Source organism: Neisseria perflava (genome assembly GCF_019334725.1).
In the GTDB taxonomy this organism is placed as follows: domain Bacteria; phylum Pseudomonadota; class Gammaproteobacteria; order Burkholderiales; family Neisseriaceae; genus Neisseria; species Neisseria subflava_A.
Genome location: NZ_CP079818.1, coordinates 1,352,444 through 1,378,154, shown reverse-complemented (window position 1 = coordinate 1,378,154; position 25,711 = coordinate 1,352,444). Strand labels below are relative to the sequence as shown.

Genomic DNA, 25,711 nt, shown 5'->3' with positions numbered 1-25,711 from the left:
CTTACAGCCGATCTTTGGTTTAGCGACATCATATCCATCTTAATAACGAATGAAATACGATTATTAATACTCTACCTCAAAAGGATAAGACACATGTATTACAACAATTTGCTATAATACAAAACTCATTTCAACCCTCATCCAAAATTCCATTTTCAGACGGCCTTTGTCTGTTTATAAGGCCGTCTGAAATATTTTCCGTCCATCCTCTTCTGCCGAACCATGATTCCATCTGATTTCATTGACGAGCTTTTGTCCAAAGTCGATATTGTCGATATTATCGACGAGCAGGTTCCGCTGAAGAAAGGCGGGGCGAACTATATGGCCTGTTGTCCGTTTCACAAGGAAAAGACGCCGTCGTTTTCGGTCAGCCCGACCAAGCAGTTTTACCATTGCTTCAGTTGCGGGGCGCATGGTTCGGCGATTGGTTTTGTGATGGAACATCAGGGACTGTCTTTTCCGGAGGCGGTGCAGTTTTTGGCTGATCGCGTCGGTATGACGGTGCCTAAAGTTCGCGGGCAGGAAGACAATCCAGAAATCCGTGCCGAACGTAAGAAAAAACAGCAGACTTTGGAAGAAACGACGGCAGCAGCAGCGGATTTTTATGCGCAACAGTTGAAATTCAATCCGGCAGCAAAGGCTTATTTGGACAAACGCGGCTTGAGTGCGGAAGTTATTGCGCATTATGGCTTGGGCTATGCACCCGACGGCTGGCAACCTTTGGCGCAAGTATTCCAACCCTATCCTAATACTGCGTTGGTGGATACGGGCATGGTCATCGACAACGAAGGCAAACATTACGACCGCTTTCGCCATCGGATTATGTTCCCTATCCGTAATCCGCGTGGGCAGGTAATCGGCTTTGGCGGCCGCGTATTGGACGACTCCAAACCCAAATACCTGAACTCTCCCGATACGCCTTTGTTCGATAAAGGGAAAAACCTTTACGGACTATATGAAGGGCGTGCTGCCGTAAAAGAGGCAGGACGGATTTTGGTGGTCGAAGGCTACATGGACGTGGTTGCATTGGCGCAGTTCGGCGTCGGCTACGGCGTAGCGGCTTTAGGTACGGCAACCACGGCGGAACACGTCAAAATCCTGATGCGTCAGGCCGACAGTATTTATTTTTGTTTTGATGGCGACAGCGCGGGACGTAAAGCGGCTTGGCGCGCGCTGGAAAATGCGTTGCCGCAATTAAAAGACGATAAATCACTGCATTTTCTATTCCTACCCGAAGAACACGACCCTGACAGTTACATCCGCGCCTACGGCAAAACGCAATTTGAAGATGCCCTGTTAAACCAAAGCAAGCCCCTATCGGAATACTTTTGGGAACATCTTTCAGACGGCCTCAACCTCAATACGCAAGAAGGCAAAGCAGAATTGGTCAAAACCAGTTCTCCGCTCTTGGCTCAGATTACCGCGCCGGCATTGGGCTATCTTCTGAAACAAAAACTCAGCGAGCTCGTAGGCATTGACCCGGACAACCTCGCCCAATTACTCGAACAAGAAGCGCCAAAACGGCACGTCAAACAAAAAAGTTACAAACTGCCGCCTATTTCTGTCAAACAGCCAACCATGCTGACGCTGGTTCAAAGACAGATACGCAGCCTCTTGATAAATCCGGCTTGGGCTTCATATATAGACCTACCCGATTATCTGGCTTTAAGCGGCGACTTTGCCTGCCTTGCCAATTTAGCCGAAACCATCAAGCATCACGATACGACTCCTGCAACTGCACAAGTGCTTGAATATATGCGCGGTTCGCCCTATGAGGAAACCGTCAATCAAATCTTTTTATCGACCCTTCACTCTGAAGAAATGGAAGGGGATAACGAAGAAGATTGCGAAAGTTTCCAAATCGGCATGAAAAAGTTGTTAAATGAATTAAAATACAGTCAAATCGAAACTTTAAAGCAAAAAAGTATTCAAACTGGTTTGACCGAAAATGAAAAAAGACTTTTGCTGTCGCTTTTGACGGCAAAGCAAAACTAACCCCTCAGGCCGTCTGAACAATCTAAACACACGCTGCGAAGCATGACACGCAGAACACTCCATCCGTAATATTTTCAGACAGCCTCAGAGTATTAAAGTGAAATCTGATTTCACAACAAAAAGCTCTGCTCCGCCTTCAGGTACGGCCACATCACCGTAAACCGTCGGCATCCTATCAACCTAGAGAGCAATCCATGTCTAAAAACCAAAACTACGAAGAATACCAAGACCAAGATGACAACCGTCCCTTGAGTATCGAAGAGCAGCGCGCCCGCCTGCGTCAACTCATTATTATGGGTAAAGAACGCGGCTACATCACTTATTCCGAAATTAACGACGCGCTGCCCGACGATATGTCCGACGCCGAGCAAATCGACAACATCGTCAGCATGATTTCCGGCTTGGGTATCCAAGTAACCGAGCAAGCTCCCGATGCTGAAGACATCCTCTTGAGCGACAACGCCGCCGCCATGACCGACGACGATGCCGTTGAAGAAGCCGAAGCAGCACTCTCCAGCGCAGATTCAGAATTCGGTCGCACAACCGATCCTGTACGTATGTATATGCGTGAAATGGGTCAAGTCGATCTGTTGACGCGTGAAGACGAAATCATCATCGCCAAAAAAATCGAAAATGCACTGAAAAACATGGTGCAGGCAATCTCCGCCTGCCCTGGCTCGATTGCCGAAATTCTGGCTTTGATCGAACAAGTCCGCAACGACGAAATCCGTGTTGATGAAGTGGTTGAAGCCATCATCGACCCTAATGAAGTCTTGTTGAACGAATTGGGCTTGGGTCATTTGGAAAATGCCAAACCAGATGACGAAGAAGGCGAAACCGTTAGCGATGATGAAGATGGCGACGATGAAGATGAAGACGATTCAGGTAGCGACTCTGAAGCCATATCCGCTGCCCATTTGGCCGAACTGAAGCAAAAAGTTTTGGAACACTTCGCCTTTATCGAGAGCGAATACGGCAAAATGATCAAGCAGTTGGAAAAACACGGTAGTCAGCACGCCAACTACCTGAAACACCGTGATGCCATTGCCAACAAACTGTTGGAAGTCCGTTTCGCTACACGTCAAATCGAAAACCTGAGCAGCAACCTGCGCAGCCGCGTTGAAAACATCCGCAAACTCGAACGCGAAATCCGCGACATCTGTATCGACCGCGTCCGCATGGAGCGCGACTACTTCATCAAAAACTTCCTGCCAGCCATTACCGATTTGGAATGGGTAGAAGAAGAAGTAGCCAAAGGCCGTGTATGGGCAAACGCATTGGATCGTTTCCGCCATGCCATCCTCGAAAAACAAACCGAGCTGGCCAATATGGAAGCCGAAACCCGCATTTCCATCGAAGAGTTGAAAGAAATCAACAAAAACATGGTGTTGAGCGAAAAAGAAACCTCAGCCGCGAAACAGGAAATGATTCAGGCCAACTTGCGTTTGGTTATTTCCATTGCCAAAAAATACACCAACCGCGGCTTGCAGTTCCTTGATTTGATTCAAGAAGGCAATATCGGCCTGATGAAAGCGGTAGACAAATTCGAATACCGCCGCGGCTACAAGTTCTCGACTTACGCCACATGGTGGATCCGTCAAGCGATTACCCGTTCCATCGCCGACCAAGCGCGTACCATCCGTATTCCGGTTCACATGATTGAAACCATCAACAAAATGAACCGTATCTCGCGCCAATACCTGCAAGAAACCGGTGAAGAGCCTGATTCTGCCAAACTGGCCGAGCTGATGGAAATGCCGGAAGATAAAATCCGCAAAATCATGAAAATTGCCAAAGAGCCGATTTCCATGGAAACACCGATTGGCGATGACGACGATTCGCACTTGGGCGACTTCATCGAGGATGCAAACAACGTTGCGCCGGCAGAAGCTGCAATGTACACCAGCCTGCACGAAGTAACCAAAGAAATCCTCGAAAGCCTGACGCCGCGCGAAGCCAAAGTTTTGCGTATGCGTTTCGGTATCGATATGAATACCGACCACACTTTGGAAGAAGTCGGCAAACAATTTGACGTAACCCGCGAACGTATCCGTCAAATCGAAGCCAAAGCACTGCGCAAGCTGCGCCACCCAACCCGTAGCGACCGCCTCCGCAGCTTCCTCGACAGCGAGGAAAACAAATCATAAAAGCAAACCGCAGGTTGAAAGACCTGCGGTTTTTTATTGAAATATAATAAGGCCGTCTGAAAAACAAATCTCAAAAGATTTAATGGTTTCAGACGGCCTTAAATTTATTTTGATAATTTATTCAGCCTCTGTAGTTTTCTTTTTCGAACGACGGCGGCGACGTTTGGGTTTGCCATCAGTTGATCCACTTTGTTTCTGACGTTTGTGATCATTGGCCGCAATCATTTGCTGGCGTGTTTCCTCATCGGCATGTTGGAAAGTTGTCCACCAAGAAGCCATCTCTTTATCAACCTCGCCAACCTCGCTACGCAAAATCAGGAAATCATAAGCGGCTCGGAAACGTGTTTGCGATAGCAGGCGATACGGGCGGGCGCCGCGCATATTGTCGAATTGCGGCTGAAATTGCCAGATTTCACGCATGGTTGCAGAAAATCGTTGCGGTACGCCCCAACCCTTCTCTACCGTATCCCGCATGGTGTTCATCGCATCCATCAATGCAGGGACAGGTTTTTGACCATGGCTTTGATTGCGTTGCCACATAGTATTTAGTGTCGGCCACAATACCGCCGCCAATACGAAGCCGACGGAAACGGACTTATCCGCACGGATACGCTCGTCGGTATTTTTCAAGGCCAACATAATCATACGGTTTTCAGCCGCTTCAGCAGTTTTCAAGGCATCTAAAAGTGGATGAATGCCTTCGGGAATGCCCAACTCGTTTAGCCGCTTCAAACAGGCACGAGAATAACCGGAAAACAGGATTTTCAGAATTTCATCAAAAAGACGGGCAACAGGCTCATTTTTCAGACGGCCTGCATATTCGGCAATCGGCAAAGCGGTTTGCTCTTCCACTTCAAAACCCAATTTACCCGACAAACGGACGGCGCGAAGAATACGGACAGGATCTTCCTGATAGCGTTCGGCAGGATCGCCTATCATCACCAATTTTTTATCGGCAACATCAGCCACGCCCTGATGGAAGTCCCAAATCTCCTCTTTAATCGGGTCGTAATACAGCGCATTGCAAGTAAAGTCGCGACGCATGGCATCTTCTTCAATGCTGCCGTAAGTATTGTCCTTCATAATGCGGCCTTGCGCATTTTGCTGAACCTTATCGCCGCCGCGGAACGTTGTCACTTCAATGGTTTCAGGGCCGATCATCACATGAACGATTTGGAAGCGGCGGCCGATAATGCGGCTGCGGCGGAATACTTTGCGGATTTGCTCCGGCGTGGCATCGGTTGCAATATCAAAATCTTTGGGCTCAACCCCGAGCAACAAATCCCGAACGGCTCCCCCTACAACATAAGCCTGAAAACCGGTTTCATGCAGGCGTTTAGCAATTTTCTCAGCGGCAAAGCTCAACATATCCGCATGGATACCATGTTGCTCAAGTGAGATAATTTCCTTTTCGGGCAACGACTTGACGTGTTTTTTAGGCAACACTTTATGCAGCCATTTTTTTAACATAAGCAGCTCTTTTCACAATAAAAAAGGCCGTCTGAAACTTGTCCGGCTTAAGCCTTTGCACAATATCCTGCCGTAGAAAGAACAAAACATTGAGCAAAGGCTTCAGACAGCCTAAAAAAGACGTGCCATTATACCTTATGGAAGTTCGATTAATTAGCGTATTGACAAAAAATATCGGCTATAATGACGGTCTGACAACGATTCAGGCAAGACATCATGTACCACTACAAATCCGAAGCTACCCAATTCCTCGACAAACTCATGGAAGACAATCCCGAAATGGAAGCGCAACGCCTCGAAAACCGCCATTTGCTGTGGGATGTTACCCTCAATCCGGCCGAACAGGCTGAATTTGAAGCGGCCAAAGTCAACAAAAAACCTTACACCTATTATCAAGACTAACCCATATCGGTATGACGACCAACACCCACAATACCGATCCGGCGTTACAGCAGTACCTCAACAGCATCGGTCAATCTGAACATCCCGTTTTGACCGCATTGCGCGAGCGCACCCAATCACATCGTCTGGGAAAGATGGCCATCGCACAAGAGCAGGCAGCCATGTTGGTGTGGTTGGCCAAATTATTGAATGCCAAAAAATATTTGGAAGTTGGTGTCTTTACCGGTTACAGCAGCACCGCCATGGCACTTACCCTCCCCGAGGACGGCAAAATCACGGCTTGCGACATCAATGTAACCTTTACCGATATTGCCCGCGAAACATGGCAGGCAGCAGGCATAGCGCATAAAATCTCGCTTCATCTGCAACCGGCTTTGCTGACTTTGGACGATTTGATTGTGCAAGGCGAATCGGAAAGCTATGACTTGGCGCTTATCGATGCCGACAAACCGCCTACGCCGAAATATTTTGAACGCTGTTTACAACTGGTACGGAGTGGCGGCGTAATTGCCATCGACAATATCTTATTGGGCGGGCGCGTCATGAATGAAGCTGGCGAAAATGATCCACCCAGCTTGGATATCCTGCGCCATTTCAACCAAAATCTGCCGCACGATACACGCATTATTCCCATTACCCTGCCTATCGGCGACGGTTTGACACTGCTGCTAAAAAAATAAAACGACACAATCCGATGAAAACATTATCACATTCCCTGTTTCTTTTGCCGCTTACTCTATTGGCCGCATCATGCGCCGTTTCCCATCCTCCCCAACCTGCCGACAATCCCAACTTTGTCCTGCCGGATATTCCGCGCGAGCCTTTGCATGAAAAAAGTATCCCCTATCCACGCTTAGATGCACAAACCCAGATTGACCACTTAGGTATACAAATTGCCCGACTGGAACGCACGGTTGAAGAATTAAATCAACGCTTGCACACATTGGAACAACAACGAACCATCAAGCGTCCGACTACTTCGGCTTCCAACCCCAAAGCCCAGCGATTAGACGACCGCAAGCTGAAAATGAACTATTTGGCCAATGGCGGCGGCGTGCCGTCTGAAACAGACTCAGCCGCACAAAACGAACTGCGCCTTTATAATCAGGCACAAAAATACTACCAGCGCAACAACTTCTCTGCCGCAGTAGCCATTTTGAAAGAGGCAGACGGCGGCAACGGCAGCGAAATTGCCCGCCGCAATATGTACCTGCTTCTGCAAAGCCAACAACGTCTGGGCAACTGCGAATCCGTTATCGAAATCGGCAACCGCTACGCCAACCGATTCCGCAACAGCCCGCAAGCTCCCGATGCCATGTACAGCATCGGCCAATGCCAATACAAACTGCAACAAAAAGACATCGCCCGCAGCACATGGCGCAAACTGATACAAAGCTTCCCCAACAGCGAAGCGGCAAAACGCGCTTCCATCAGTCTCAAACAAAGATAAACGTTCAGACGGCCTTGTCATCCCCAAGGCCGTCTGAATATTTTTTTACCCTTAATCCATTCAAGCAAAAGGAACTCCTCATGATCCAAGTCGGCATTATTATGGGCAGCAACAGCGATTGGCCGGTGATGCAGCAGGCAGCACAATTTCTCAAAGAATTCGGCGTTGAATACGAAGCGCGTGTCGTCTCTGCACACCGTACGCCTGATTTGATGTTTGAATACGCCGAAACCGCACGCGAACGCGGCATCAAAGCCATCATTGCCGGCGCAGGCGGCGCAGCGCATTTGCCAGGCATGGTTGCAGCCAAAACCACGGTGCCCGTCTTGGGTGTTCCCGTGCCCAGCAAATATCTGCGCGGCGAAGACTCCCTGCTTTCGATTGTACAAATGCCCAAAGGCGTTCCTGTTGCCACATTTGCCATTGGCGAAGCAGGCGCGGCCAATGCAGCGCTGTTTGCTATTTCACTTTTGGCCAATGAAAATCCTGAATTGGCTGAAAAATTGGCGGCTTTCCGTGCCAAACAAGAACAAACCGTTCTAGCCATGGAATTGCCTGAAGCATAAGGAACAAAGGCCGTCTGAAAGTTGTAAAGAGAAACTTTGATTTTGTTTTACGATTGTTCAGACGGCCTTTTTTCTTTTATCAAATTGAATTAATGCCATGAAAATCCTAGCATTCGTCCTACTCTCCACCCTGCTTTGTTCCTGTCAAAGCCCAAGCACTCCTACTCAATTAACTGCTATTCCATCTCAGCAACAAACCCAAGATACAACCGGCAACCTGATTATCTTCTATGATGCCCAAACTGGTTCTGCGCCATTGCTAAAAGCAGTGAAAACCTCTGGTGCAACTTTGGTTTACGAATACAAAAACCTGAACGGCATTGCTATTCGTCCGGCTTCCAAGACCAATATTGAAGATGCCATTGCCTATTTCAAAAAAGTAAACGGCGTATTGTCTGTTGAACAAGACCGACTGCTTAAACTTCAATAAACAAACTATTTTTTGACCAAATAAAAAAGGCCGTCTGAAACGCATCACTACGATTTCAGACGGCCTTTACTTTTTTCAATAAATCAAATCATGCCGCTGCCTTGTGCTTTAGGCTTGGCTTGACCGAATTCCAATTTGCTCAGTGCAGACAGATAAGCCTTGGCAGTCGCCACCAACACATCGGTATCTGCGCCTTGACCGTTAACCACACGATCGCCACGCTGCAGGCGGACTGAAGTTTCGCCTTGGCTTTCTGTACCTTGCGTCACCGCATTGACAGAGTAAATCTGCAAAGTTGCGCCACTTTGTGCTACGCTTTCAATGGCTTTGAAGATGGCATCAACAGGGCCTGAGCCGCTAGCGGAAGCGTGTTTTTCTTCACCGCGAATACTGAACACAATATCGGCGCGCGGTTCTTCGCCGGTTTCAGTGCTGATTTTTTGGGAAATGAATTTGTAGCTTTCGGTATTCATATTGCCCATTTCGTCAGACACCAAAGCGTGCAGGTCTTCATCAAAGATTTCGCGTTTCTTATCCGCCAGCTCTTTGAAGCGTGCAAATGCCGCATTCAACGCTTCTTCACTTTCCAATTCGATACCCAAATCTGCCAGCTTGGTTTTGAAAGCATTACGGCCGGAGAGTTTACCCAAAGTCAGGCGGTTGGTTGACCAGCCGACTGATTCGGCAGTCATGATTTCATAGGTTTCAGGGTGTTTCAACACGCCGTCTTGATGGATGCCTGATTCGTGCGCAAAGGCGTTTGCGCCGACTACTGCTTTGTTTGGCTGAATCGGATAGCCGGTGATAGTAGATACTAGTTTGGATACCGGTACGATTTGCGTGGTATCGATGCCGGTTTCCAAGCCAAACAAATCATGGCGCACTTTCAACGCCATCACGATTTCTTCAAGGCTGGCATTACCCGCACGTTCGCCCAAGCCGTTGATGGTACATTCCACCTGACGCACACCTGCCTGAACAGCAGCCAATGAGTTAGCAACCGCCATACCCAAGTCATTATGGCAGTGGGTCGACCAAACTACTTTGTCGCCGTTGGGCACGCTTTTGATGATGTTACTGATACGCTCGTACCATACGGAAGGGATGGAGTAGCCGACAGTATCGGGTATATTGATGGTGGTTGCGCCTGCCTCGATAACCGCCGTAAAGATTTTGGCAAGGAAGTCCAAATCCGAACGCACTGCGTCTTCGGCAGAAAATTCCACATCGTCAGTGTATTCTTTGGCAATTTTTACCGCTTTGACCGCCGCATCAATGACCTGCTGCGGCTTCATTTTCAGTTTGTGCTCCATGTGGATGGGGCTGGTGGCGATAAAAGTGTGAATACGTTTATTCGGAGCAGGGGAAACAGCTTCGCCTGCTTTGCGCACATCGTTTTCAACGGCACGCGCCAATGAGCAAACTGTAGATTTAGTAATAATTTTGGCAATCGCATTAACCGATTCAAAATCGCCCGGACTGGCTGCTGCAAAACCTGCCTCAATCACATCGACACCCATCTTTTCCAACTGGCGGGCAATACGGATTTTCTCCTCTTTGGTCATGGATGCGCCGGGGGACTGCTCACCGTCGCGCATGGTAGTGTCGAAAATAATTACACGATTGGTTTGTGTCATTTCTGTTCTCTCCAGAGATTCGTTTTTTTGTAAAAAAGCATTCAAATCAAGCGGTCTGCCTTGCGCTTCCGCCAAAGCGGTCAGTTTTTGCAACTGAGCCAAAGGCAGGGAACCGCGTGTACGCCATTTGTAGATAGCCGCTGTGGTCGCAGCATTTTCCGGGTCGTGCTGTTTCAGGGCTTCGGCCAGCGCGTTTACACCGCCAAAATAGGCAACCAAACGGTCAATGTCTAATTGCATGATATTCCTTGTCCAAATCTGATTAAGATTATTATGTTCTAGTTTTGCATTATACTCATTTTAGACAAAACGACAATCTATTTTTATCAAGATATTGGTTTAAATTTTAAAATTTGAGAAATTTTTATACATTCTGTCTAATTCAGACTATTAAAAGCCCATCTCAAACCGAACCTATCCTAAATATAGTAAACTAATCCCCTATTTCCCCGATTTGAAACACATTATGCCCCATACCATCCCTACCAACCGCTCCGACATCGAATGGCGCAACGAAAGTACACAAAAGCCACTCAAGCAGGCGGTTTACATACAAGAAGCAGGTGCAACAGAAATCTTAAAAAATGCCCACGCGCAAACTGCAACTGTTTGGACTGGCGATTTTCACAATGCCAAGCAAGTCTTATCTGCAATGAAAAAACGTATCCGCAGGCCGTCTGAAAAAAAGAAAGGCGCACCTGCCGATATTCAGACAGCCTTTCATGCCCACCGTATGAAACAGGCGCAACAAAGTCGTTTGCTCAATATGCTTGCCGTTGAAATCCAACCGAATTTTCAACTGGATAATGCACGTGCACCCGACATCTACGCCGCCCTGTGCGATGTTTACGACACACCAAACGACAAACCGTTTCTCTTGCCGCTGAATCAATTACTGGGCTTTATCGGTGCGCACGAGTGGCACAAAAAAGGTATAGATATTCCGCAGCTAGACGGAAAAATCCATGTTCCTTTCGGCGTATTCTCTCCACTGCGTGGCGAATATTTGGATTTAATCGCCCAAGCGCCACTCGCTCCCAATATTCAGACGGCCTTTGACATCGGCACCGGCTCAGGTGTTATTGCCGCAATTTTGGCCAAGCGAGGCATACCCGACATCATTGCCACGGACACCAACCCAAAAGCAATAGCCTGCGCCACAGCAAACCTTGAGCGTCTAAGCCTAGATAAAGCTGTCAGCATCCAATCGATTGATTTATTTCCCGAAACTTGCGCCGACCTTATCGTCTGCAATCCGCCTTGGCTGCCGGCAAAACCGACCTCCGCTATTGAGACTGCACTTTACGACCCAAACAATGCCATGTTGACAGCCTTCATTAACGGCGTACGTCATCACTTAAATCCAAACGGCGAAGCTTGGCTGATTATTTCAGATTTGGCAGAACACTTGCATTTGCGTGATAAAGACTTTCTAAACCAATGCTTTCAGACGGCCTCACTCAATGTAGTCGATATTTTGAAAACCAAACCGCAACACAAAAAAGCAATAGATGAATCCGATCCTTTGGCGTTTGCCAGAAACAAGGAAACTACTTATCTATACCGTTTGAAAGCGATATAAAATCAAGGCCGTCTGAACATTCAGACGGCCTTTAAGCATTTCCACAAAAGAAAACGGCATATCGTAAAGATATGCCGTTGATGGGAGCAGGGACTGCTATATTTGGCAGTGGTTTGTGTTTTAGTCCTCTTGCGCCGCTGTTTGCAGGTAGTTTGGCAAACCAACTTTACCAATTAATTCCTGCTGAGTTTCAAGCCAGTCGATGTGTTCTTCGTTGATGTCTTTTTGTTTTTCCAACAAATCACGGCTGACGTAGTCTTGTTGCTCTTCTGCAAGAGCGATGGCTGCAACCAGAGCATCATGTTTTTCATACTCTTTTTTCAGATCGCAGGCAATGATTTCTTCGGTAGATTCACCGATCAACAGTTTACCCAATTCTTGCAGATTAGGCAGGCCTTCCAAGAACAAAATACGCTCGATCAAATCGTCTGCGGATTTCATTTCGCGGATGGATTGTTTGAAGAAGTGTTCGCCCAATTCTTCAAAACCCCAGTTTTTCAAAATGCGGGCATGCAGGAAGTATTGGTTAATGGTAATCAGCAACAAACCTAAGTTTTTGTTCAGCTCGCGAATAACTAAGCGATCGCCTTTCATATTCAGCTCCTTATATGTTATAGGCTAGATTACAGTTGGCTTTGGTAGTAGTTGCCTTCGCCGACCAATTCGATCAGACGCAGTTGTTGTTCCAACCAGTGAGCGTGATCTTCTTCAGTGTCTTTCAGTTGGGCAACCATCAAATCGCGGGTAACGTAGTCTTGAGCTTCTTCGCACAATTTGATGCCTTTTTTCAACGCATCGCGTACTTCGTATTCAGTATTCAAGTCTGCTTTCAGACAAGAGACTACGTCAGTACCGATGTTCAGTTCGGCACGGGTCATTTTAGGCGTACCGCCCAACATCAGGATACGACGGATGAAGTCTTCGGCGTGAGTGGTTTCTTCTTCCATCTCGTGGCTCAAACGTTCGAACAATTTGGTGTAACCCCATTCAGAGTACATGCGAGAGTGGATAAAATATTGGTCGCGAGCAGCCAACTCACCAGACAATAATTCGTTCATGTAATCAATAACTGCTTGGTTGCCTTGCATAATTCTTTCTCTTTCTTTTAAAAGTTGATAATCACGAATGAAGATTCGTATGTTGTTATGGAATGAGGTAATTGTATGCACAAGTAGCACTTTTGACAAATTTTCTATTTAAAATACAAACAATTATCAAAAAATTTAACCTGCCTAAAAGGCCGTCTGAAAAATTAATCCCCTGTTTTTAATAACAATTTTTTGACATTAATATTAAGAATCCATTGCATTATTCAAAAACATTTACATTCGTTAACCATAAATAAAAGCAAATAATCCAACAAAATCAATCAAATTTAATTATGAATTATTCTCAACTGCTTTTACCTGATTTTTTTGAATCTCCCATTCCGTCATCACTTGCGAATCGTGCTATAATCGCCAGTTATCTTTTTTTTAAGCAACCAGCTAAACCTTATAAATTATCATGAAACAAATCCGCAATATTGCCATCATCGCCCACGTCGACCATGGCAAAACCACATTAGTTGACCAATTGCTGCGCCAGTCCGGTACATTCCGTTCCAACCAGCAAGTCGAAGAACGCGTCATGGACAGCAACGATCTTGAAAAAGAACGCGGCATTACCATTCTCGCTAAAAATACCGCCATCGAATACGAAGGCTACCACATCAACATCGTAGATACCCCGGGACACGCCGATTTTGGTGGCGAAGTGGAACGTGTATTGGGCATGGTCGACTGTGTCGTACTGTTGGTTGACGCACAAGAAGGCCCTATGCCGCAAACCCGTTTCGTGACCAAAAAAGCCTTGGCTTTGGGTCTGAAACCTATCGTTGTTATCAACAAAATCGACAAACCGTCTGCCCGTCCAAGCTGGGTTATCGACCAAACATTCGAATTGTTCGACAACTTGGGCGCAACCGACGAACAATTGGACTTCCCTATCGTCTATGCTTCCGGCCTGTCCGGCTTTGCCAAACTGGATGAAAACGACGAGAGCAGCGATATGCGTCCTCTGTTCGAGACCATTTTGAAACACACGCCTGCACCAAGCGGCAGCGCGGACGAAACGCTGCAACTCCAAATTTCCCAACTGGACTACGACAACTATACCGGCCGCCTCGGTATCGGCCGCATCCTGAACGGCCGCATCAAACCCGGCCAAGTCGTTGCCGTTATGAACCATGAAGAACAAGTTGCCCAAGGTCGCATCAACCAACTATTGGGTTTCCAAGGCTTGGAACGCGTACCTTTGGAAGAAGCTGAAGCCGGCGACATCGTGATTATTTCCGGTATCGAAGACATCGGTATCGGCGTAACCATTACCGACAAAGACAATCCTAAAGGCTTGCCTATGTTGAGCGTAGATGAGCCGACCCTGACCATGGACTTTATGGTTAACACTTCTCCTTTGGCCGGTACTGAAGGCAAATTCGTGACTTCCCGCCAAATCCGCGACCGCCTGCAAAAAGAATTGCTGACCAACGTTGCCCTGCGTGTTGAAGATACCGCCGACGCTGATGTATTCCGCGTTTCCGGCCGCGGCGAATTGCACCTGACCATTTTGTTGGAAAACATGCGCCGCGAAGGCTTTGAATTGGCAGTCGGTAAACCGCGCGTGGTATTCCGTGAAATTAACGGTCAAAAATGCGAGCCTTACGAAAACCTGACTGTGGACGTACCTGATGACAACCAAGGCGCCGTTATGGAAGAGCTTGGCCGTCGCCGTGGCGAATTGACCAATATGGAAAGCGACGGTAATGGCCGTACCCGTCTGGAATACCACATTCCTGCACGCGGTCTGATCGGTTTCCAAGGCGAATTCCTGACTTTGACCCGCGGCACCGGCTTGATGAGCCACGTTTTTGACGACTATGCTCCGGTTAAACCTGATATGCCCGGCCGTCACAACGGCGTACTGGTTTCTCAAGAGCAAGGTGAAGCCGTTGCTTACGCCCTGTGGAACTTGGAAGACCGCGGCCGTATGTTCGTTTCTCCAAACGACAAAGTCTACGAAGGTATGATTATCGGTATCCACAGCCGTGACAACGACTTGGTGGTAAACCCTCTGAAAGGTAAAAAACTGACCAACGTCCGTGCCAGCGGTACAGATGAAGCCGTGCGCCTGACTACGCCAATCAAATTAACTTTGGAAGGCGCAGTTGAGTTCATCGACGATGACGAACTGGTTGAAATTACGCCACAATCCATCCGCCTGCGTAAACGCTACCTGAGCGAATTGGAACGTCGCCGTCATTTCAAAAAACTAGACTAATCACTTCTGATTGACGCATTTTAAAATTAAGGCCGTCTGAAAAGTGTTTTAGAAATCCTAGATTTCATTTTTACACTTTCAGACGGCCTTTTATCATCTGTTCAAATAAAGTAAATCGGCATTTCTTCCGCTTGTACTGCAGCCTCATCAGCGCGCTCATTCTTACGATATTGCCCCGGCGATATCCCATATTGCTTTTTAAATGCTTTGCCAAAATGCGTTTCCGATTGAAAACCAACCGAAAGCGCAACCGATAAAACCGAATCCGCCGTCTGTTTCAACAATAATGCCCCTTGCTGCAAGCGGATACTGTTAACAAAGGCGTGCGGGCTTGTTCCTGTCTGCTGCTTAAATACCCGCATCAACTGGGCGCGAGATAAGTTGGCTATCGCGGTCATTTTCTCGATATTCCATTCTTCTTCCGGCTTATCCACTACTGCCTGAAGCAGATTCCGCAAGCGTTTGTCCTGCCAACCATTCAGCAAACCGCTTAATTGCGCTTCCCCATTTTTCTCCAGGCTGGCTCTAAGTAGAAATACCAGTAACACCGAAGCCAATGCATTCACAACCGCTACCGAGCCGGACAAAGCCTGACCGCTCTCATATTGCAACAATGCCACCAAATACTGCAAAGAAGGATGGTGGATATTCAGTAAGACCGTATCAGGCAGCCCCGCCATAATATCCGCCTGCGCTTCATATTCAAACCTCGCGCAGAAAAGATGCAAAGCCGCATCGCCCCCAGCATGACTCTGCTTGACTTTAAATGCGCCTTTTTCACTCGTCAGCACGTTGACGCCGAGATTTTCACAACTGCTGTCGCTACTCAAAGTATGCCCTACGCTGCGCGGGAAAAAAATGACATCCCCTGCCCTTAGCAGCCTAGCCTCTTGCTCCCCATCAATTCGGATATAACCCGAACCGGCAGTTACGATATGCACCAAACCATACGCGCACTTTGGTTCATGCCGCACATACCACTCTCCATGAAACAGACATTGAACATCCACACTGCCTTTTACCTGCGCCAATTCGACCAGCCTATCCAAAATATCCATAGTGTTTTTTTACCAATAAATGAGATGTTTTGACGATTTTAATCTTCCAATTATTGCAATAATACACACACCAAACACAAACGGATAGGATTTTTTATCTTATCCACTCACATTAAGAAAGGACATATCATGTTTAAAGACTGGCCAGAACATACCGCCTTGGTAAAAAAATCATTCGGCGAACTGGGTAAAAACCATCCTAAAATGCTGCAAGCCTACGGCGCACTGGATCAAGCAGCCGCTGCCGAAGCATTGGATGCCAAAACACGCGAACTAATCGCTATTGCCGTTGCTATTACCACACGTTGCGAAAGCTGCATCAGCGTGCATGCCGCCGCTGCAGCCAAAGCTGGGGCAACTGAAAGCGAAATCGCCGGCGCATTGGCCACCGCTATCGCCCTGAACGCAGGTGCCGCTTATACCTACGCTTTGCGCGCTTTGGAAGCAGTAGAAACCCAACGCTAATCGGTTTGTAAAATCAGGCCGTCTGAAAGCCGACTCCCCTTTCAGACGGCCTGATGAAATGCTAGACTGATAAAGTTATCATATTGTTTTCTGTCTAATAGGAGATTGAACCATGAAGAAACTGCTGACCGCCGTACTTTTTGCCGCCGCTGTTGCTACTCCTTTGGCCGCTTCCGCAGCCTCTATGCCTAAGGTTGAAAAAAGCGCAGCACAGCCTGCAAAAGCAAAAGGCGTTTGGATTGATGTCCGCTCTGCCGAAGAATTTAAAGAAGGCCATTTGCAAGGTGCACTCAATATTCCGCATGACCAAATCGTTGACCGCATCAAATCCGTCAGCCCGGATAAAAACGCACCGGTAAACCTCTACTGCCGCAGCGGCCGCCGTGCAGAAGCTGCACTGACTGAGCTGAAAAAAGCCGGCTACACCAACGTAACCAACCATGGCGGTTATGAAGACTTGGTGAAAAAAGGTTTGAAATAAATCTAGCTGATTTTAAAAAGGCCGTCTGAAACTTTTCAGACGGCCTTTATTGCCATTACAGACAGCAACTTCCAAACCTCAACCGTTTGCTGAGACCAGTTTCATGAATTAATTGTTTAATAACCAAAATATTGGTGTTATCGGCCAAGGCGCGAATGCTGTGCGCTTCCATAGGCTCAAGACGGATAACTTGCAAGCCTTCGGTTTCCAAGACTTCGTCCACCGTTTTGATTTCGGCTTTGCCGTTTAAAACCAAAAGCAAAATAATCGCATCCGCCTCATATGCCGGAATTTCATTATCCTTCTGCAGTGAAAGCTGAACAATCTCCTGATTGCCGTCTGAAGCAATCACGCCGCCCAATAAAGCTTTGGGATCTAACTCATAATGTTTCATTATTATCCTTTCCGCCCAAACGTTGCCGATTCGTGGACAATCGCTCAAGCAAACCAGTACAATACCGCCCATCTTACCGATAGACACAATATTGTCACATGAACATATTAATCTCAAACGACGATGGTTATCTTGCGCCTGGTTTGGCAGTTTTGGCAAGAGTGTGCGCAGAATTTGCCAATGTCAGAGTGGTTGCGCCCGAACGCGATCGCAGCGGCGTCAGCAATTCCCTGACTTTAGACCGTCCTTTACAACTGAAACAAGCGGAAAACGGGTTTTACTATGTGAATGGCACACCCACCGACTGCATTCATGTCGGCCAACACGCCCTTGCCGATTTCAAACCCGACTTAGTCTTGTCCGGCATTAATAACGGTGCAAACATGGGCGACGATACGCTTTATTCAGGTACGGTTGCCGCTGCGACGGAAGCCTACCTGATGGGCATTCCCGCCATTGCTTTCTCGCTTGCAGACTCCAGCGGCCGTTATTGGGAAACCGCGGAAAAAGCCGCTTGGATACTGCTTTCCTATTTTCTCAAACGCCCTATTTCCAAACCCATCTTATGGAACATCAATATCCCGGCCGTCGCACCTGAAGATATCCAAGGCATAAAAATTACACGGCTCGGGCGTCGTCATCATGAACAAAGCATTGTTCCCATGTATAATCCACGTGGCGAACAAATTTATTGGATTGGGCCGGTCGGCGATGTTTCCGACAGCGAAGAAGGTACCGACTTTGGCGAATGCGCGTCCGGCTTCATTACGATTACCCCCCTGCAAGTCGATTTGACTGCCTACGGACAAATGGAGCAAACCGCTTCCTTTTGGTCAGAAATCCCTGCGCCTTAACAGTCCCTAACAGCCGAACACTTGAGAAACAAGCATATTTTTATTATGATATGCTCCGATGAGAACAATTACCCGAATACGAAAGTCATTAACATGTTGAAAAAAAGTGTATCTTATGCCGGATCGGCAGCTTTGGTTTTATTACTTGCAGCCTGTGCCAGCCAACAACCGGCTCCTGTAGTCGTCGGCACACAAAGCGGTAGTTCAACAACAAGCTCTACCGCTGACAATCCTTACGGTGCAGCGCCTTACAATACCAACACCAGCCCAGCGGCAGATGCGCCATACACTCCGCCGGTAAGTACACCTGCTCCAACGTACAACAGCGGCAGCACCGGCACTTACACGCCTTCTTACGCGCCTGTTGATATTAATGCAGCGACACATACTGTTGTTCGTGGTGATACCGTTTACAACATCTCCAAACGCTACAACATTACCCAAGATAACCTGCGTGCATGGAATAACTTGGCCGACAACACCATCAGCATTGGTCAAACCCTGCGCGTGAAACCTGAGGGCTACGTTGCACCTGCAGCTTCTGCAAGCAAACCTTCTACTCCAACAACGACAACCACTGCTCCAACCCCAAGCACTCCTGCCAATACACCAACCGTATCTACCGGCAGCAGCCGTAACGTCAGTGGCATCACATGGCAGCGTCCGACTACCGGTAACGTTATCGCCAACTTCGGCGGCAGCAACAAAGGTGTGGATATCGCCGGTACGCAAGGTCAGCCGGTTGTTGCAGCGGCAGACGGTAAAGTCGTTTACGCAGGCTCAGGCTTGCGCGGTTACGGCAACTTGGTCATCATCCAACACAACTCCTCATTCTTGAGCGCATACGGTCACAACCAACGCCTGCTGGTTAATGAAAACCAAACCGTTAAACGCGGTCAAACCATTGCGCACATGGGTAATACCGACGCATCTCGTACCCAGTTGCACTTTGAGATCCGTCAAAACGGCAAACCGGTCAATCCGGCAAATTATGTTGCCTTCTAAGCTGATTCAAGCAACCTAATTTCACTTCAATCCCTGCCTAAATGTCATTTAGGCAGGGATTGTTTGTACCGGTTTCCCATGAAATTTCATCTTCCCTTTCTTTATACCCTGCTATTGGGCGGTTGCGCCGCGTTTTTGCCCTCATTGGACGAACGCACTCAAAGCAGTTATCTTGACATACCTGCAACCCCGCGGCTGGATAGCGCATTAGGCATTCCTTCTACATCCTCCAAGACCGATGTTTCCCATATCTATCTGCTGAACGATGCCCACGAAGCCTTTGTTGCCCGTGCCGCCCTGATTGAATCCGCCGACCACACCCTCGATTTGCAGTACTATATCTGGCACAACGACATCTCCGGCAAGCTTCTGTTCAACCTGATTCATCGCGCGGCCGAGCGCGGCGTCCGTGTGCGTTTGCTTCTGGACGACAACAACACCAACGGCATGGATGATCTCCTGCTGGCACTCGACAATCATCCCAATATCGAAGTCCGTCTGTTTAATCCCTTTATTTTCAGAAAATGGCGTGCACTCGGCTATATTGCCGACTTTCCGCGACTTAACCGCCGAATGCACAATAAATCGTTTACCGCCGACAACCGTGCCACCATTTTAGGCGGCCGCAATATCGGCGACGAATATTTTAAGGTTAACGACGATACCATCTTTGCCGACCTCGATATCCTCGCCACAGGCCGCGTAGTAACCGAAGTTTCCCAAGACTTCGACCGCTATTGGGCAAGCCATTCCGCCTATAATGCGACCAGCGTCATCAAACGGGGAAACCTGCAAAAAGGACTGGCCGAACTTAATTACACCGACCAAGATAAAAATCAAACGCTCATCCGCTATCGCCAAAGCATCGAACACTCCAGCCTCTATCAAAAAATGCAGAGCAACCTTATAGAGTGGCAAAGCGTCAGCACACGTTTAATCAGCGACGATCCGGCCAAAGGCTTAGACCGCGACCGGCATAAACCGCCTATTTCCGAACGCCTACAAGACGCCCTCAAGCAACCCGAAAAAAGCGTTTACCTTGTCTCGCCCTATTTTGTACCCACAAAATCAGGTGTCAAAGCCATAGAAAAGCTGATACACAACGGCGTGGACGTTACCGTCCTGACCAATTCCCTCCAGGCGACCGACGTTGCCGCCGTCCATTCCGGCTACGTCAAATACCGCAAGCCCTTGCTTAAAGCCGGGGTCAAACTTTACGAGCTCCAGCCCAACCACGCCGTTCCGACCTCCAAAGACCGCGGCTTGACCGGTAGCTCCGCCACCAGCTTGCACGCCAAAACATTCATCGTGGACGAGAAACGCATTTTCATCGGCTCATTCAACCTCGACCCACGCTCCGCACGCCTCAATACCGAAATGGGTGTCGTCATCGAAAGCCCCGAAATCGCAGGCCAAATGCAGCGCACCCTCGTAACGACCACCCCAAGCTACGCCTATCAGGTAACGCTTGGCAATTACAATAAACTATACTGGTATGACCCGAGCGAAAAACGAACTTACGCACACGAGCCCGAAGCCAAGTTCTGGAAACGGATGACTTCAAAAATCCTGTCCATTCTGCCCATAGAAGGATTATTATAGAGGCCGTCTGAAAACAAAAATCATGCGGCCGGAGGAATTCACCATGTCTCGACTCATCTGCAAAACCCTATTTGTTTGTACCACCGGCCTATTGTTGGCCTCCTGCGGCACCACTGGCAAGCATAAATCCCACAAGCCGCAAACAACCGCCAGAACGGTCCAACCTGTCCGTATTTCCCATATCGACCACACCCAAGGTTCGCAGGAATTGATGCTTCACAGCCTAGGCCTGATCGGCACACCCTACAAATGGGGCGGCAGCACCACAGCCACAGGCTTTGACTGCAGCGGCATGATCCAATACGTCTATAAAAACGCCCTCAACGTCAATCTGCCACGCACCGCACGCGATATGGCCGCAGCCAGCCGGAAAATTCCCGACGGCAAATTGAAAGCCGGCGATCTTGTCTTTTTCAATACCGGCGGTGCACACACATATTCCCATGTCGGCCTCTACATCGGCAACGGCGAATTTATTCACGCCCCCAGCAGCGGTAAAACCATCAAAACCGAAAAACTTTCCACTCCGTTCTACGCAAAAAACTATTTGGGCGCACATACTTTTTTTACTGAATAAATCAAGGCCGTCTGAAAGGTATCGCAATATCATCATTAAAGGCCTGTCAATCTTGCAGCAATGTTATTTTAGAGTTTAGAAATCGCTATCCAAATATTCAATTAAATATTTTTACAGGAAAATAGAATCATGGAAAAAATAAAAAATTATATAGAATTCAAGAAATTATTTAAAAATATAACGGAAAAATTTGTCAGAGATTTAGATATAACATTAATTGAAGCAGCTGAATATTCTATAATTGAATTCGAAATTTATTTATCTGAATATCCGGAAGATAGTATATTTATTTTTACAGCATGGGCAATCTATCTGTTAGAAAATAACTGTCTCAATGAAAGAGGAAAAGATAATTTTTTCATCGCGGAAATGAAAAAATGTTATCAACAAACTAATTTGGATAGAATAAAATCTATCTATTCTTCGAGTGACTATCATATTTTTGCTAAGGATGTAAACAAGATTCAACAAACATTTAAATTAAATCTTGCCAATATCATGCAGCAAGAGTAGCAACTGTATTTTTAACCCCGTAATACCTTTCAATCTATTGCCGATGAGTAACGCTTGATTGCAAGATACGCCCATGCAAAAATTTACCCATAATAAAGAAACAGAAAAATAACAATTAGTTTCAACAACTTAAATCATCTTCCGCCCTGTCATTTTACAAATACGAAACCATCAAGGATATATCATGCACACAGAATCCGTTCTAACCCTCCTCAAAACACTGCAAAACCAAATCTGCGCCGCGCTGGAGCAAGAAGATGGCGAAGCCAAATTTGTGCATGAAGTATGGACTGGGAAGCTGGGTATCGGCGAAACCCGTGTATTGAAAAACGGCGCAGTATTCGAGCAGGCCGGTGTGAATTTTTCGCATGTAAAGGGAACAAAAATGCCGGCTTCTGCTACGGCCCATCGTCCGGAATTGGCAGGCGCGGCGTTTGAAGCCATGGGCGTGTCGCTGGTCATTCATCCGAAAAATCCTTATGTTCCGACCAGCCATGCCAATGTGCGCTTTTTTATTGCCTACCCTGAAAATGCCGAGCCGGTTTGGTGGTTTGGCGGCGGCTTTGATTTGACGCCGTTTTATCCTTTTGAAGAAGATATCGTGCATTGGCACACAGTGACTCGGGACGTATGCGCGCCATTTGGAGAATCGGTTTATCCTGAATTCAAACAATGGTGTGACGAATATTTCTATTTGAAACACCGTAACGAAACACGCGGCGTGGGCGGCCTGTTTTTTGACGATTTAAACCGCTGGGATTTCGATACCTGCTTGAATTTTATCAAGGCAGTCGGGGAAGGCTATATCGCAGCGTATCTACCGATTGTGGCCAAACGCAAAAATACGCCTTATGGAGAACGTGAACGAGATTTCCAACTCTACCGTCGCGGACGCTATGTGGAATTTAACTTGGTTTGGGACAGAGGCACGCTGTTTGGCCTGCAAAGCGGCGGTCGTACGGAAAGCATTTTGATGTCCATGCCGCCTTTAGTACGCTTCGAGTATCAATATGCGCCGGAAGAAGGTTCTCCAGAAGCCGCATTAAATCAATTTTTGGTAGCGCGAGACTGGCTGCAGGAATTCGGAAAATAATATCTGTTTGCAATCAGGCCGTCTGAAAAGCTGTTTTTAATCATAAATCCTGCTTTTTCAGACGGCCTTTGCTTCAATTGCTTTGAATTTGCATACCTTTGCCTATTGCGCTGTTTCATCTCTATAGAGTTTTTGAGACAATGCGCCCATATAAAAATCACCTCACAAACCACACTAAAAAGGAATAATCGGTGAAACGCATTTTCTTATTTATCGCAACCAATATCGCAGTTCTGGTTGTCATCCGTGTTATTTTGGCCATCTTGGGCATCAACAGTACCGACCAAGTCGGCAGCCTGTTGGCTTATTCCGCAGTCGTCGGCTTCAGCGGCTCGATTGTCTCCCTGCTGATGTCGAAAACCATCGCCAAACATTCGGTCGGCGCCGTCGTCATCGACCAGCCCCAAAGCGAAGAAGAAGCTTGGCTGTTGGCAACTGTTGAAGCGCAAGCCCGCCAATGGAATCTGAAAACACCGGAAGTAGCCATTTACGACTCTCCAGAGCCTAACGCCTTTGCAACCGGCGCGACTAAAAACAGCTCGCTCGTCGCCGTCAGCACCGGCCTGCTCGACCACATGACCCGCGATGAAGTCGAAGCCGTTTTGGCGCATGAAATGGCGCACGTCGGCAACGGCGATATGGTAACGCTGACGCTGATTCAAGGTATTGTGAATACTTTCGTCGTCTTCTTGGCGCGTATCGTTTCCAGCATGGTGGCGCGCAACAATGACGGCAGCACTTCGCAAGGTACATATTTTATGGTCAGCATGGTATTGCAGATCGTATTCGGCTTCCTCGCCAGCATCATTGTGATGTGGTTCAGCCGCCAACGCGAATACCGCGCCGATGCGGGCGCTGCAAAACTGGTGGGCGCGCCGAAAATGATTGCCGCCCTGCAACGCTTAAAAGGCAGCACCAGCGATCTGCCGCAAACCATGACCGCAATGGGCATTGCCAGCGAATCCAAAGACTCTTGGTTCAGTACCCATCCTTCTTTGGACAACCGCATCAACCGTTTGAAAAACCGCTAATCGAAAACATCAAGGCCGTCTGAAACATCCATTTCAGACGGCCTTTTTTTATTTCTTCATCAAAGCCCGTTTGATGATAATCATCCAGTCTTTCTTATCCAACAGCGGCCGCTGGTTAAACACGTCATATTTGCAACCGTCCAGCTTCTGCAAAATCAACTGGCCGCCGACAATAATCATGCGCAGCTCAAAACCGATTCGCCCTTTGAGGGTTTTGCCCAACGGCGAGCCTGCCTTCAGCATTTGAAAAGCACGTTGGCACTCGTGCGCCATCAATCGTTGAAAGGCGAAGTCGGCTTTGCCGGCCGCAATCTGCCCTTCACTGACTTTGAACTTCCGCAAATCTTCCTGAGGGATGTACACGCGCCCTTTCTGCCAATCTACCGCCACGTCCTGCCAGAAATTAATCAGCTGCAAGGCAATGCAAATGCCGTCGCTTTGCGCCATGCTCACTTCATCGGTTTGCCCGTACAAATGCAGCATAATGCGCCCCACCGGATTGGCGGACAAGCGGCAATAGGCAATCAATTCGCCAAAGTTTTCATAACGGGTTTTGACTACATCCTGACTGAACGCCGCCAGCAAATCATAAAACGGCTGCAACGGTAATTGAAACGGCACAATCGCTTCGTTATATAAACGCTGCATCAATGCCGTTTGCGGTTCCCCTCCTTTTGCAATGCGGTCTAACTCTGCCTTCAGTTTGTCCAGTTGGCGCAGGCGTTCGACTGCTTCGGCATTGCCTTCGTCGGCAATATCGTCCGCCGTCCGCGCAAAAGCGTAAACGGCGTGAACCGGCTTGCGCAAACGGCGCGGCAGCACAATAGAGCCGACTGGGAAGTTTTCGTAATGATTGACTGACATGGGGAAATCCGAAAATTTAAAATAAAGTGTTTTTGCTGACAGGCCGTCTGAAATTCAGACGGCCTTACGTTTGGCCGCAAAGAAATCCTGCAATACGCTTTGGCATTCTTCTGCCAATATGCCGCCCAAAATTGCGGTATGCTTGTTCAGACGTTTGTCGGCAAACAAATCGACCACGCTGCCTGCCGCACCGGTTTTGGCTTCGGCCGCACCATAAATCACGCGCCCGACCCGCGCCTGTATCAAGGCAGATGCGCACATGGAGCAAGGCTCTAATGTGATATACACGTCGCAGTCTGCCAAGCGATAGTTTTGCAAGGCCTTACCTGCGGCGGCAAGCGCATTAATTTCGGCGTGGTGGCTGACATTGTGGTCGCCAATGCAGGTATTGTGTGCCGCTGCGATTGCCTTACCTTGATATACGATGAGCGCGCCAACTGGTATCTCGCCCAAGGCCGCCGATTGTCTGGCCTGTTCTATCGCCAGCCGCATAAAGGTTTCCATATCGTTTTGCGAAGGGAAAACGGCAACAGGCGGATGGTTTTTCAAGGCCTCGCCCAGCTCCGTCTTTCTCTCCTCGGAAATATGCCGGACATCTACACCTGAAACCAGCGCAGCCAGTTGCCACAAGGTGCTTTTGGTTACGGTCAAACCCGACGCTTTCAGCAATAGAAATGTGCGGACTGCGCCGATTTCCTGTAAATCTTCCAGCGTACAAACACCCAATTCTTTTAGCGCGGTCAATGTTTTAGGGGCAAGTGGTGGCGTGGTCAGCAT

Annotated in this window: 26 protein-coding genes and 1 pseudogene; 19 read left to right on the top strand and 8 right to left on the bottom strand. The window is 48.0% G+C overall.

The window, feature by feature from the left end; all coding sequences use genetic code 11:
- Positions 1–222 precede the first annotated feature (222 nt).
- A complete protein-coding gene (gene dnaG, locus LPB400_RS06660; protein WP_219088508.1) occupies positions 223–1,995 on the top strand; it encodes a DNA primase in 1,773 nt (590 codons plus the stop codon).
- A gap of 194 nt (positions 1,996–2,189) precedes the next feature.
- Positions 2,190–4,142 carry an RNA polymerase sigma factor RpoD gene (rpoD, locus tag LPB400_RS06655; RefSeq protein WP_107769025.1) on the top strand — a complete coding sequence of 651 codons (1,953 nt, stop codon included), beginning with the start codon at positions 2,190–2,192 and terminating at the stop codon, positions 4,140–4,142.
- Positions 4,143–4,259: 117 nt separating this feature from the next.
- Here the strand turns inward: rpoD and LPB400_RS06650 are convergent, their stop codons facing one another.
- Entirely contained in the window at positions 4,260–5,612 is a 1,353-nt protein-coding gene (locus LPB400_RS06650; protein WP_107769024.1) for a polynucleotide adenylyltransferase PcnB, read from the bottom strand.
- 216 nt (positions 5,613–5,828) lie between these two features.
- On the opposite strand from LPB400_RS06650, the gene LPB400_RS06645 reads away from it, so the two are divergent.
- The 5 genes from LPB400_RS06645 to LPB400_RS06625 all read left to right on the top strand — a co-directional run bounded on the left by LPB400_RS06645 (position 5,829) and on the right by LPB400_RS06625 (position 8,460).
- Complete coding sequence (locus LPB400_RS06645) at positions 5,829–6,014, top strand: DUF3460 family protein (RefSeq protein WP_070461836.1); 186 nt, start codon at positions 5,829–5,831, stop codon at positions 6,012–6,014.
- Between the two features lie 11 nt (positions 6,015–6,025).
- On the top strand, positions 6,026–6,694 hold the full coding sequence (locus LPB400_RS06640; RefSeq protein ID WP_070461834.1) for a class I SAM-dependent methyltransferase: 669 nt from the start codon (positions 6,026–6,028) through the stop codon (positions 6,692–6,694).
- A gap of 14 nt (positions 6,695–6,708) precedes the next feature.
- Positions 6,709–7,464 (top strand): tetratricopeptide repeat protein, encoded by a 756-nt coding sequence (locus LPB400_RS06635; RefSeq protein WP_070461832.1) that lies wholly within the window; start codon positions 6,709–6,711, stop codon positions 7,462–7,464.
- A gap of 80 nt (positions 7,465–7,544) precedes the next feature.
- On the top strand, positions 7,545–8,030 hold the full coding sequence (purE, locus tag LPB400_RS06630; RefSeq protein ID WP_003686478.1) for a 5-(carboxyamino)imidazole ribonucleotide mutase: 486 nt from the start codon (positions 7,545–7,547) through the stop codon (positions 8,028–8,030).
- A gap of 97 nt (positions 8,031–8,127) precedes the next feature.
- Positions 8,128–8,460 (top strand): hypothetical protein, encoded by a 333-nt coding sequence (locus LPB400_RS06625; RefSeq protein WP_070461830.1) that lies wholly within the window; start codon positions 8,128–8,130, stop codon positions 8,458–8,460.
- Between the two features lie 83 nt (positions 8,461–8,543).
- On the opposite strand, the gene LPB400_RS06620 is transcribed toward LPB400_RS06625, so the two are convergent.
- Positions 8,544–10,337 carry a 2-isopropylmalate synthase gene (locus LPB400_RS06620; protein WP_107769023.1) on the bottom strand — a complete coding sequence of 598 codons (1,794 nt, stop codon included), beginning with the start codon at positions 10,335–10,337 and terminating at the stop codon, positions 8,544–8,546.
- A 226-nt stretch (positions 10,338–10,563) separates the two neighbouring features.
- Between LPB400_RS06620 and LPB400_RS06615 the strand changes: the two genes are divergently transcribed.
- On the top strand, positions 10,564–11,679 hold the full coding sequence (locus LPB400_RS06615; RefSeq protein WP_107769022.1) for a methyltransferase: 1,116 nt from the start codon (positions 10,564–10,566) through the stop codon (positions 11,677–11,679).
- Between the two features lie 120 nt (positions 11,680–11,799).
- Here LPB400_RS06615 and bfr (LPB400_RS06610) read toward each other — a convergent pair whose 3' ends face one another.
- Positions 11,800–12,273: a bacterioferritin gene (bfr, locus tag LPB400_RS06610; RefSeq protein ID WP_003680736.1), complete on the bottom strand. Its 474-nt coding sequence runs from the start codon at positions 12,271–12,273 to the stop codon at positions 11,800–11,802.
- A gap of 29 nt (positions 12,274–12,302) precedes the next feature.
- The gene (gene bfr, locus LPB400_RS06605) at positions 12,303–12,767 is read right to left on the bottom strand and encodes a bacterioferritin (protein WP_101755231.1); all 465 of its coding nucleotides are present in this window, start codon (positions 12,765–12,767) and stop codon (positions 12,303–12,305) included.
- A 418-nt stretch (positions 12,768–13,185) separates the two neighbouring features.
- On the opposite strand from bfr (LPB400_RS06605), the gene typA reads away from it, so the two are divergent.
- The gene (gene typA / locus LPB400_RS06600) at positions 13,186–14,997 is read left to right on the top strand and encodes a translational GTPase TypA (RefSeq protein WP_070461822.1); all 1,812 of its coding nucleotides are present in this window, start codon (positions 13,186–13,188) and stop codon (positions 14,995–14,997) included.
- A 101-nt stretch (positions 14,998–15,098) separates the two neighbouring features.
- Here typA and LPB400_RS06595 read toward each other — a convergent pair whose 3' ends face one another.
- Entirely contained in the window at positions 15,099–16,055 is a 957-nt protein-coding gene (locus LPB400_RS06595; RefSeq protein ID WP_219088506.1) for an AraC family transcriptional regulator, read from the bottom strand.
- Positions 16,056–16,184: 129 nt separating this feature from the next.
- Between LPB400_RS06595 and LPB400_RS06590 the strand changes: the two genes are divergently transcribed.
- Entirely contained in the window at positions 16,185–16,520 is a 336-nt protein-coding gene (locus tag LPB400_RS06590; protein ID WP_003680742.1) for a carboxymuconolactone decarboxylase family protein, read from the top strand.
- Between the two features lie 112 nt (positions 16,521–16,632).
- The gene (locus LPB400_RS06585) at positions 16,633–17,001 is read left to right on the top strand and encodes a rhodanese-like domain-containing protein (protein ID WP_070838085.1); all 369 of its coding nucleotides are present in this window, start codon (positions 16,633–16,635) and stop codon (positions 16,999–17,001) included.
- A gap of 55 nt (positions 17,002–17,056) precedes the next feature.
- Here LPB400_RS06585 and LPB400_RS06580 read toward each other — a convergent pair whose 3' ends face one another.
- On the bottom strand, positions 17,057–17,395 hold the full coding sequence (locus LPB400_RS06580) for a hypothetical protein (protein WP_219088504.1): 339 nt from the start codon (positions 17,393–17,395) through the stop codon (positions 17,057–17,059).
- Positions 17,396–17,493: 98 nt separating this feature from the next.
- Here LPB400_RS06580 and surE point away from each other — a divergent pair, with 98 nt between their 5' ends.
- From surE to htpX, 8 genes and pseudogenes are all read left to right on the top strand, one after another.
- Positions 17,494–18,249: a 5'/3'-nucleotidase SurE gene (surE, locus tag LPB400_RS06575; protein ID WP_063067813.1), complete on the top strand. Its 756-nt coding sequence runs from the start codon at positions 17,494–17,496 to the stop codon at positions 18,247–18,249.
- A 93-nt stretch (positions 18,250–18,342) separates the two neighbouring features.
- Positions 18,343–19,254 (top strand): peptidoglycan DD-metalloendopeptidase family protein, encoded by a 912-nt coding sequence (locus LPB400_RS06570; RefSeq protein WP_219088502.1) that lies wholly within the window; start codon positions 18,343–18,345, stop codon positions 19,252–19,254.
- Positions 19,255–19,332: 78 nt separating this feature from the next.
- Complete coding sequence (locus tag LPB400_RS06565; RefSeq protein WP_219088499.1) at positions 19,333–20,856, top strand: phospholipase D family protein; 1,524 nt, start codon at positions 19,333–19,335, stop codon at positions 20,854–20,856.
- 43 nt (positions 20,857–20,899) lie between these two features.
- Complete coding sequence (locus LPB400_RS06560) at positions 20,900–21,433, top strand: C40 family peptidase (protein WP_003746505.1); 534 nt, start codon at positions 20,900–20,902, stop codon at positions 21,431–21,433.
- A gap of 29 nt (positions 21,434–21,462) precedes the next feature.
- A pseudogene (locus tag LPB400_RS11150) lies at positions 21,463–21,558 on the top strand (deaminase domain-containing protein); the annotation flags it as partial.
- Between the two features lie 4 nt (positions 21,559–21,562).
- Positions 21,563–21,946, top strand: a complete 384-nt coding sequence (locus tag LPB400_RS06550) for a hypothetical protein (protein WP_070461810.1) — start codon at positions 21,563–21,565, stop codon at positions 21,944–21,946.
- Positions 21,947–22,130: 184 nt separating this feature from the next.
- The gene (hemF, locus tag LPB400_RS06545) at positions 22,131–23,039 is read left to right on the top strand and encodes an oxygen-dependent coproporphyrinogen oxidase (protein ID WP_063075822.1); all 909 of its coding nucleotides are present in this window, start codon (positions 22,131–22,133) and stop codon (positions 23,037–23,039) included.
- Between the two features lie 191 nt (positions 23,040–23,230).
- Positions 23,231–24,070, top strand: coding sequence for a protease HtpX (htpX, locus tag LPB400_RS06540; protein ID WP_070585716.1), 840 nt, complete (start codon positions 23,231–23,233; stop codon positions 24,068–24,070).
- 48 nt (positions 24,071–24,118) lie between these two features.
- On the opposite strand, the gene hpnC is transcribed toward htpX, so the two are convergent.
- Both hpnC and tadA read right to left on the bottom strand, forming a co-directional pair.
- Positions 24,119–24,934 carry a squalene synthase HpnC gene (hpnC, locus tag LPB400_RS06535; RefSeq protein WP_070461806.1) on the bottom strand — a complete coding sequence of 272 codons (816 nt, stop codon included), beginning with the start codon at positions 24,932–24,934 and terminating at the stop codon, positions 24,119–24,121.
- A gap of 54 nt (positions 24,935–24,988) precedes the next feature.
- Positions 24,989–25,711, bottom strand: a complete 723-nt coding sequence (gene tadA / locus LPB400_RS06530; RefSeq protein ID WP_070461804.1) for a tRNA adenosine(34) deaminase TadA — start codon at positions 25,709–25,711, stop codon at positions 24,989–24,991.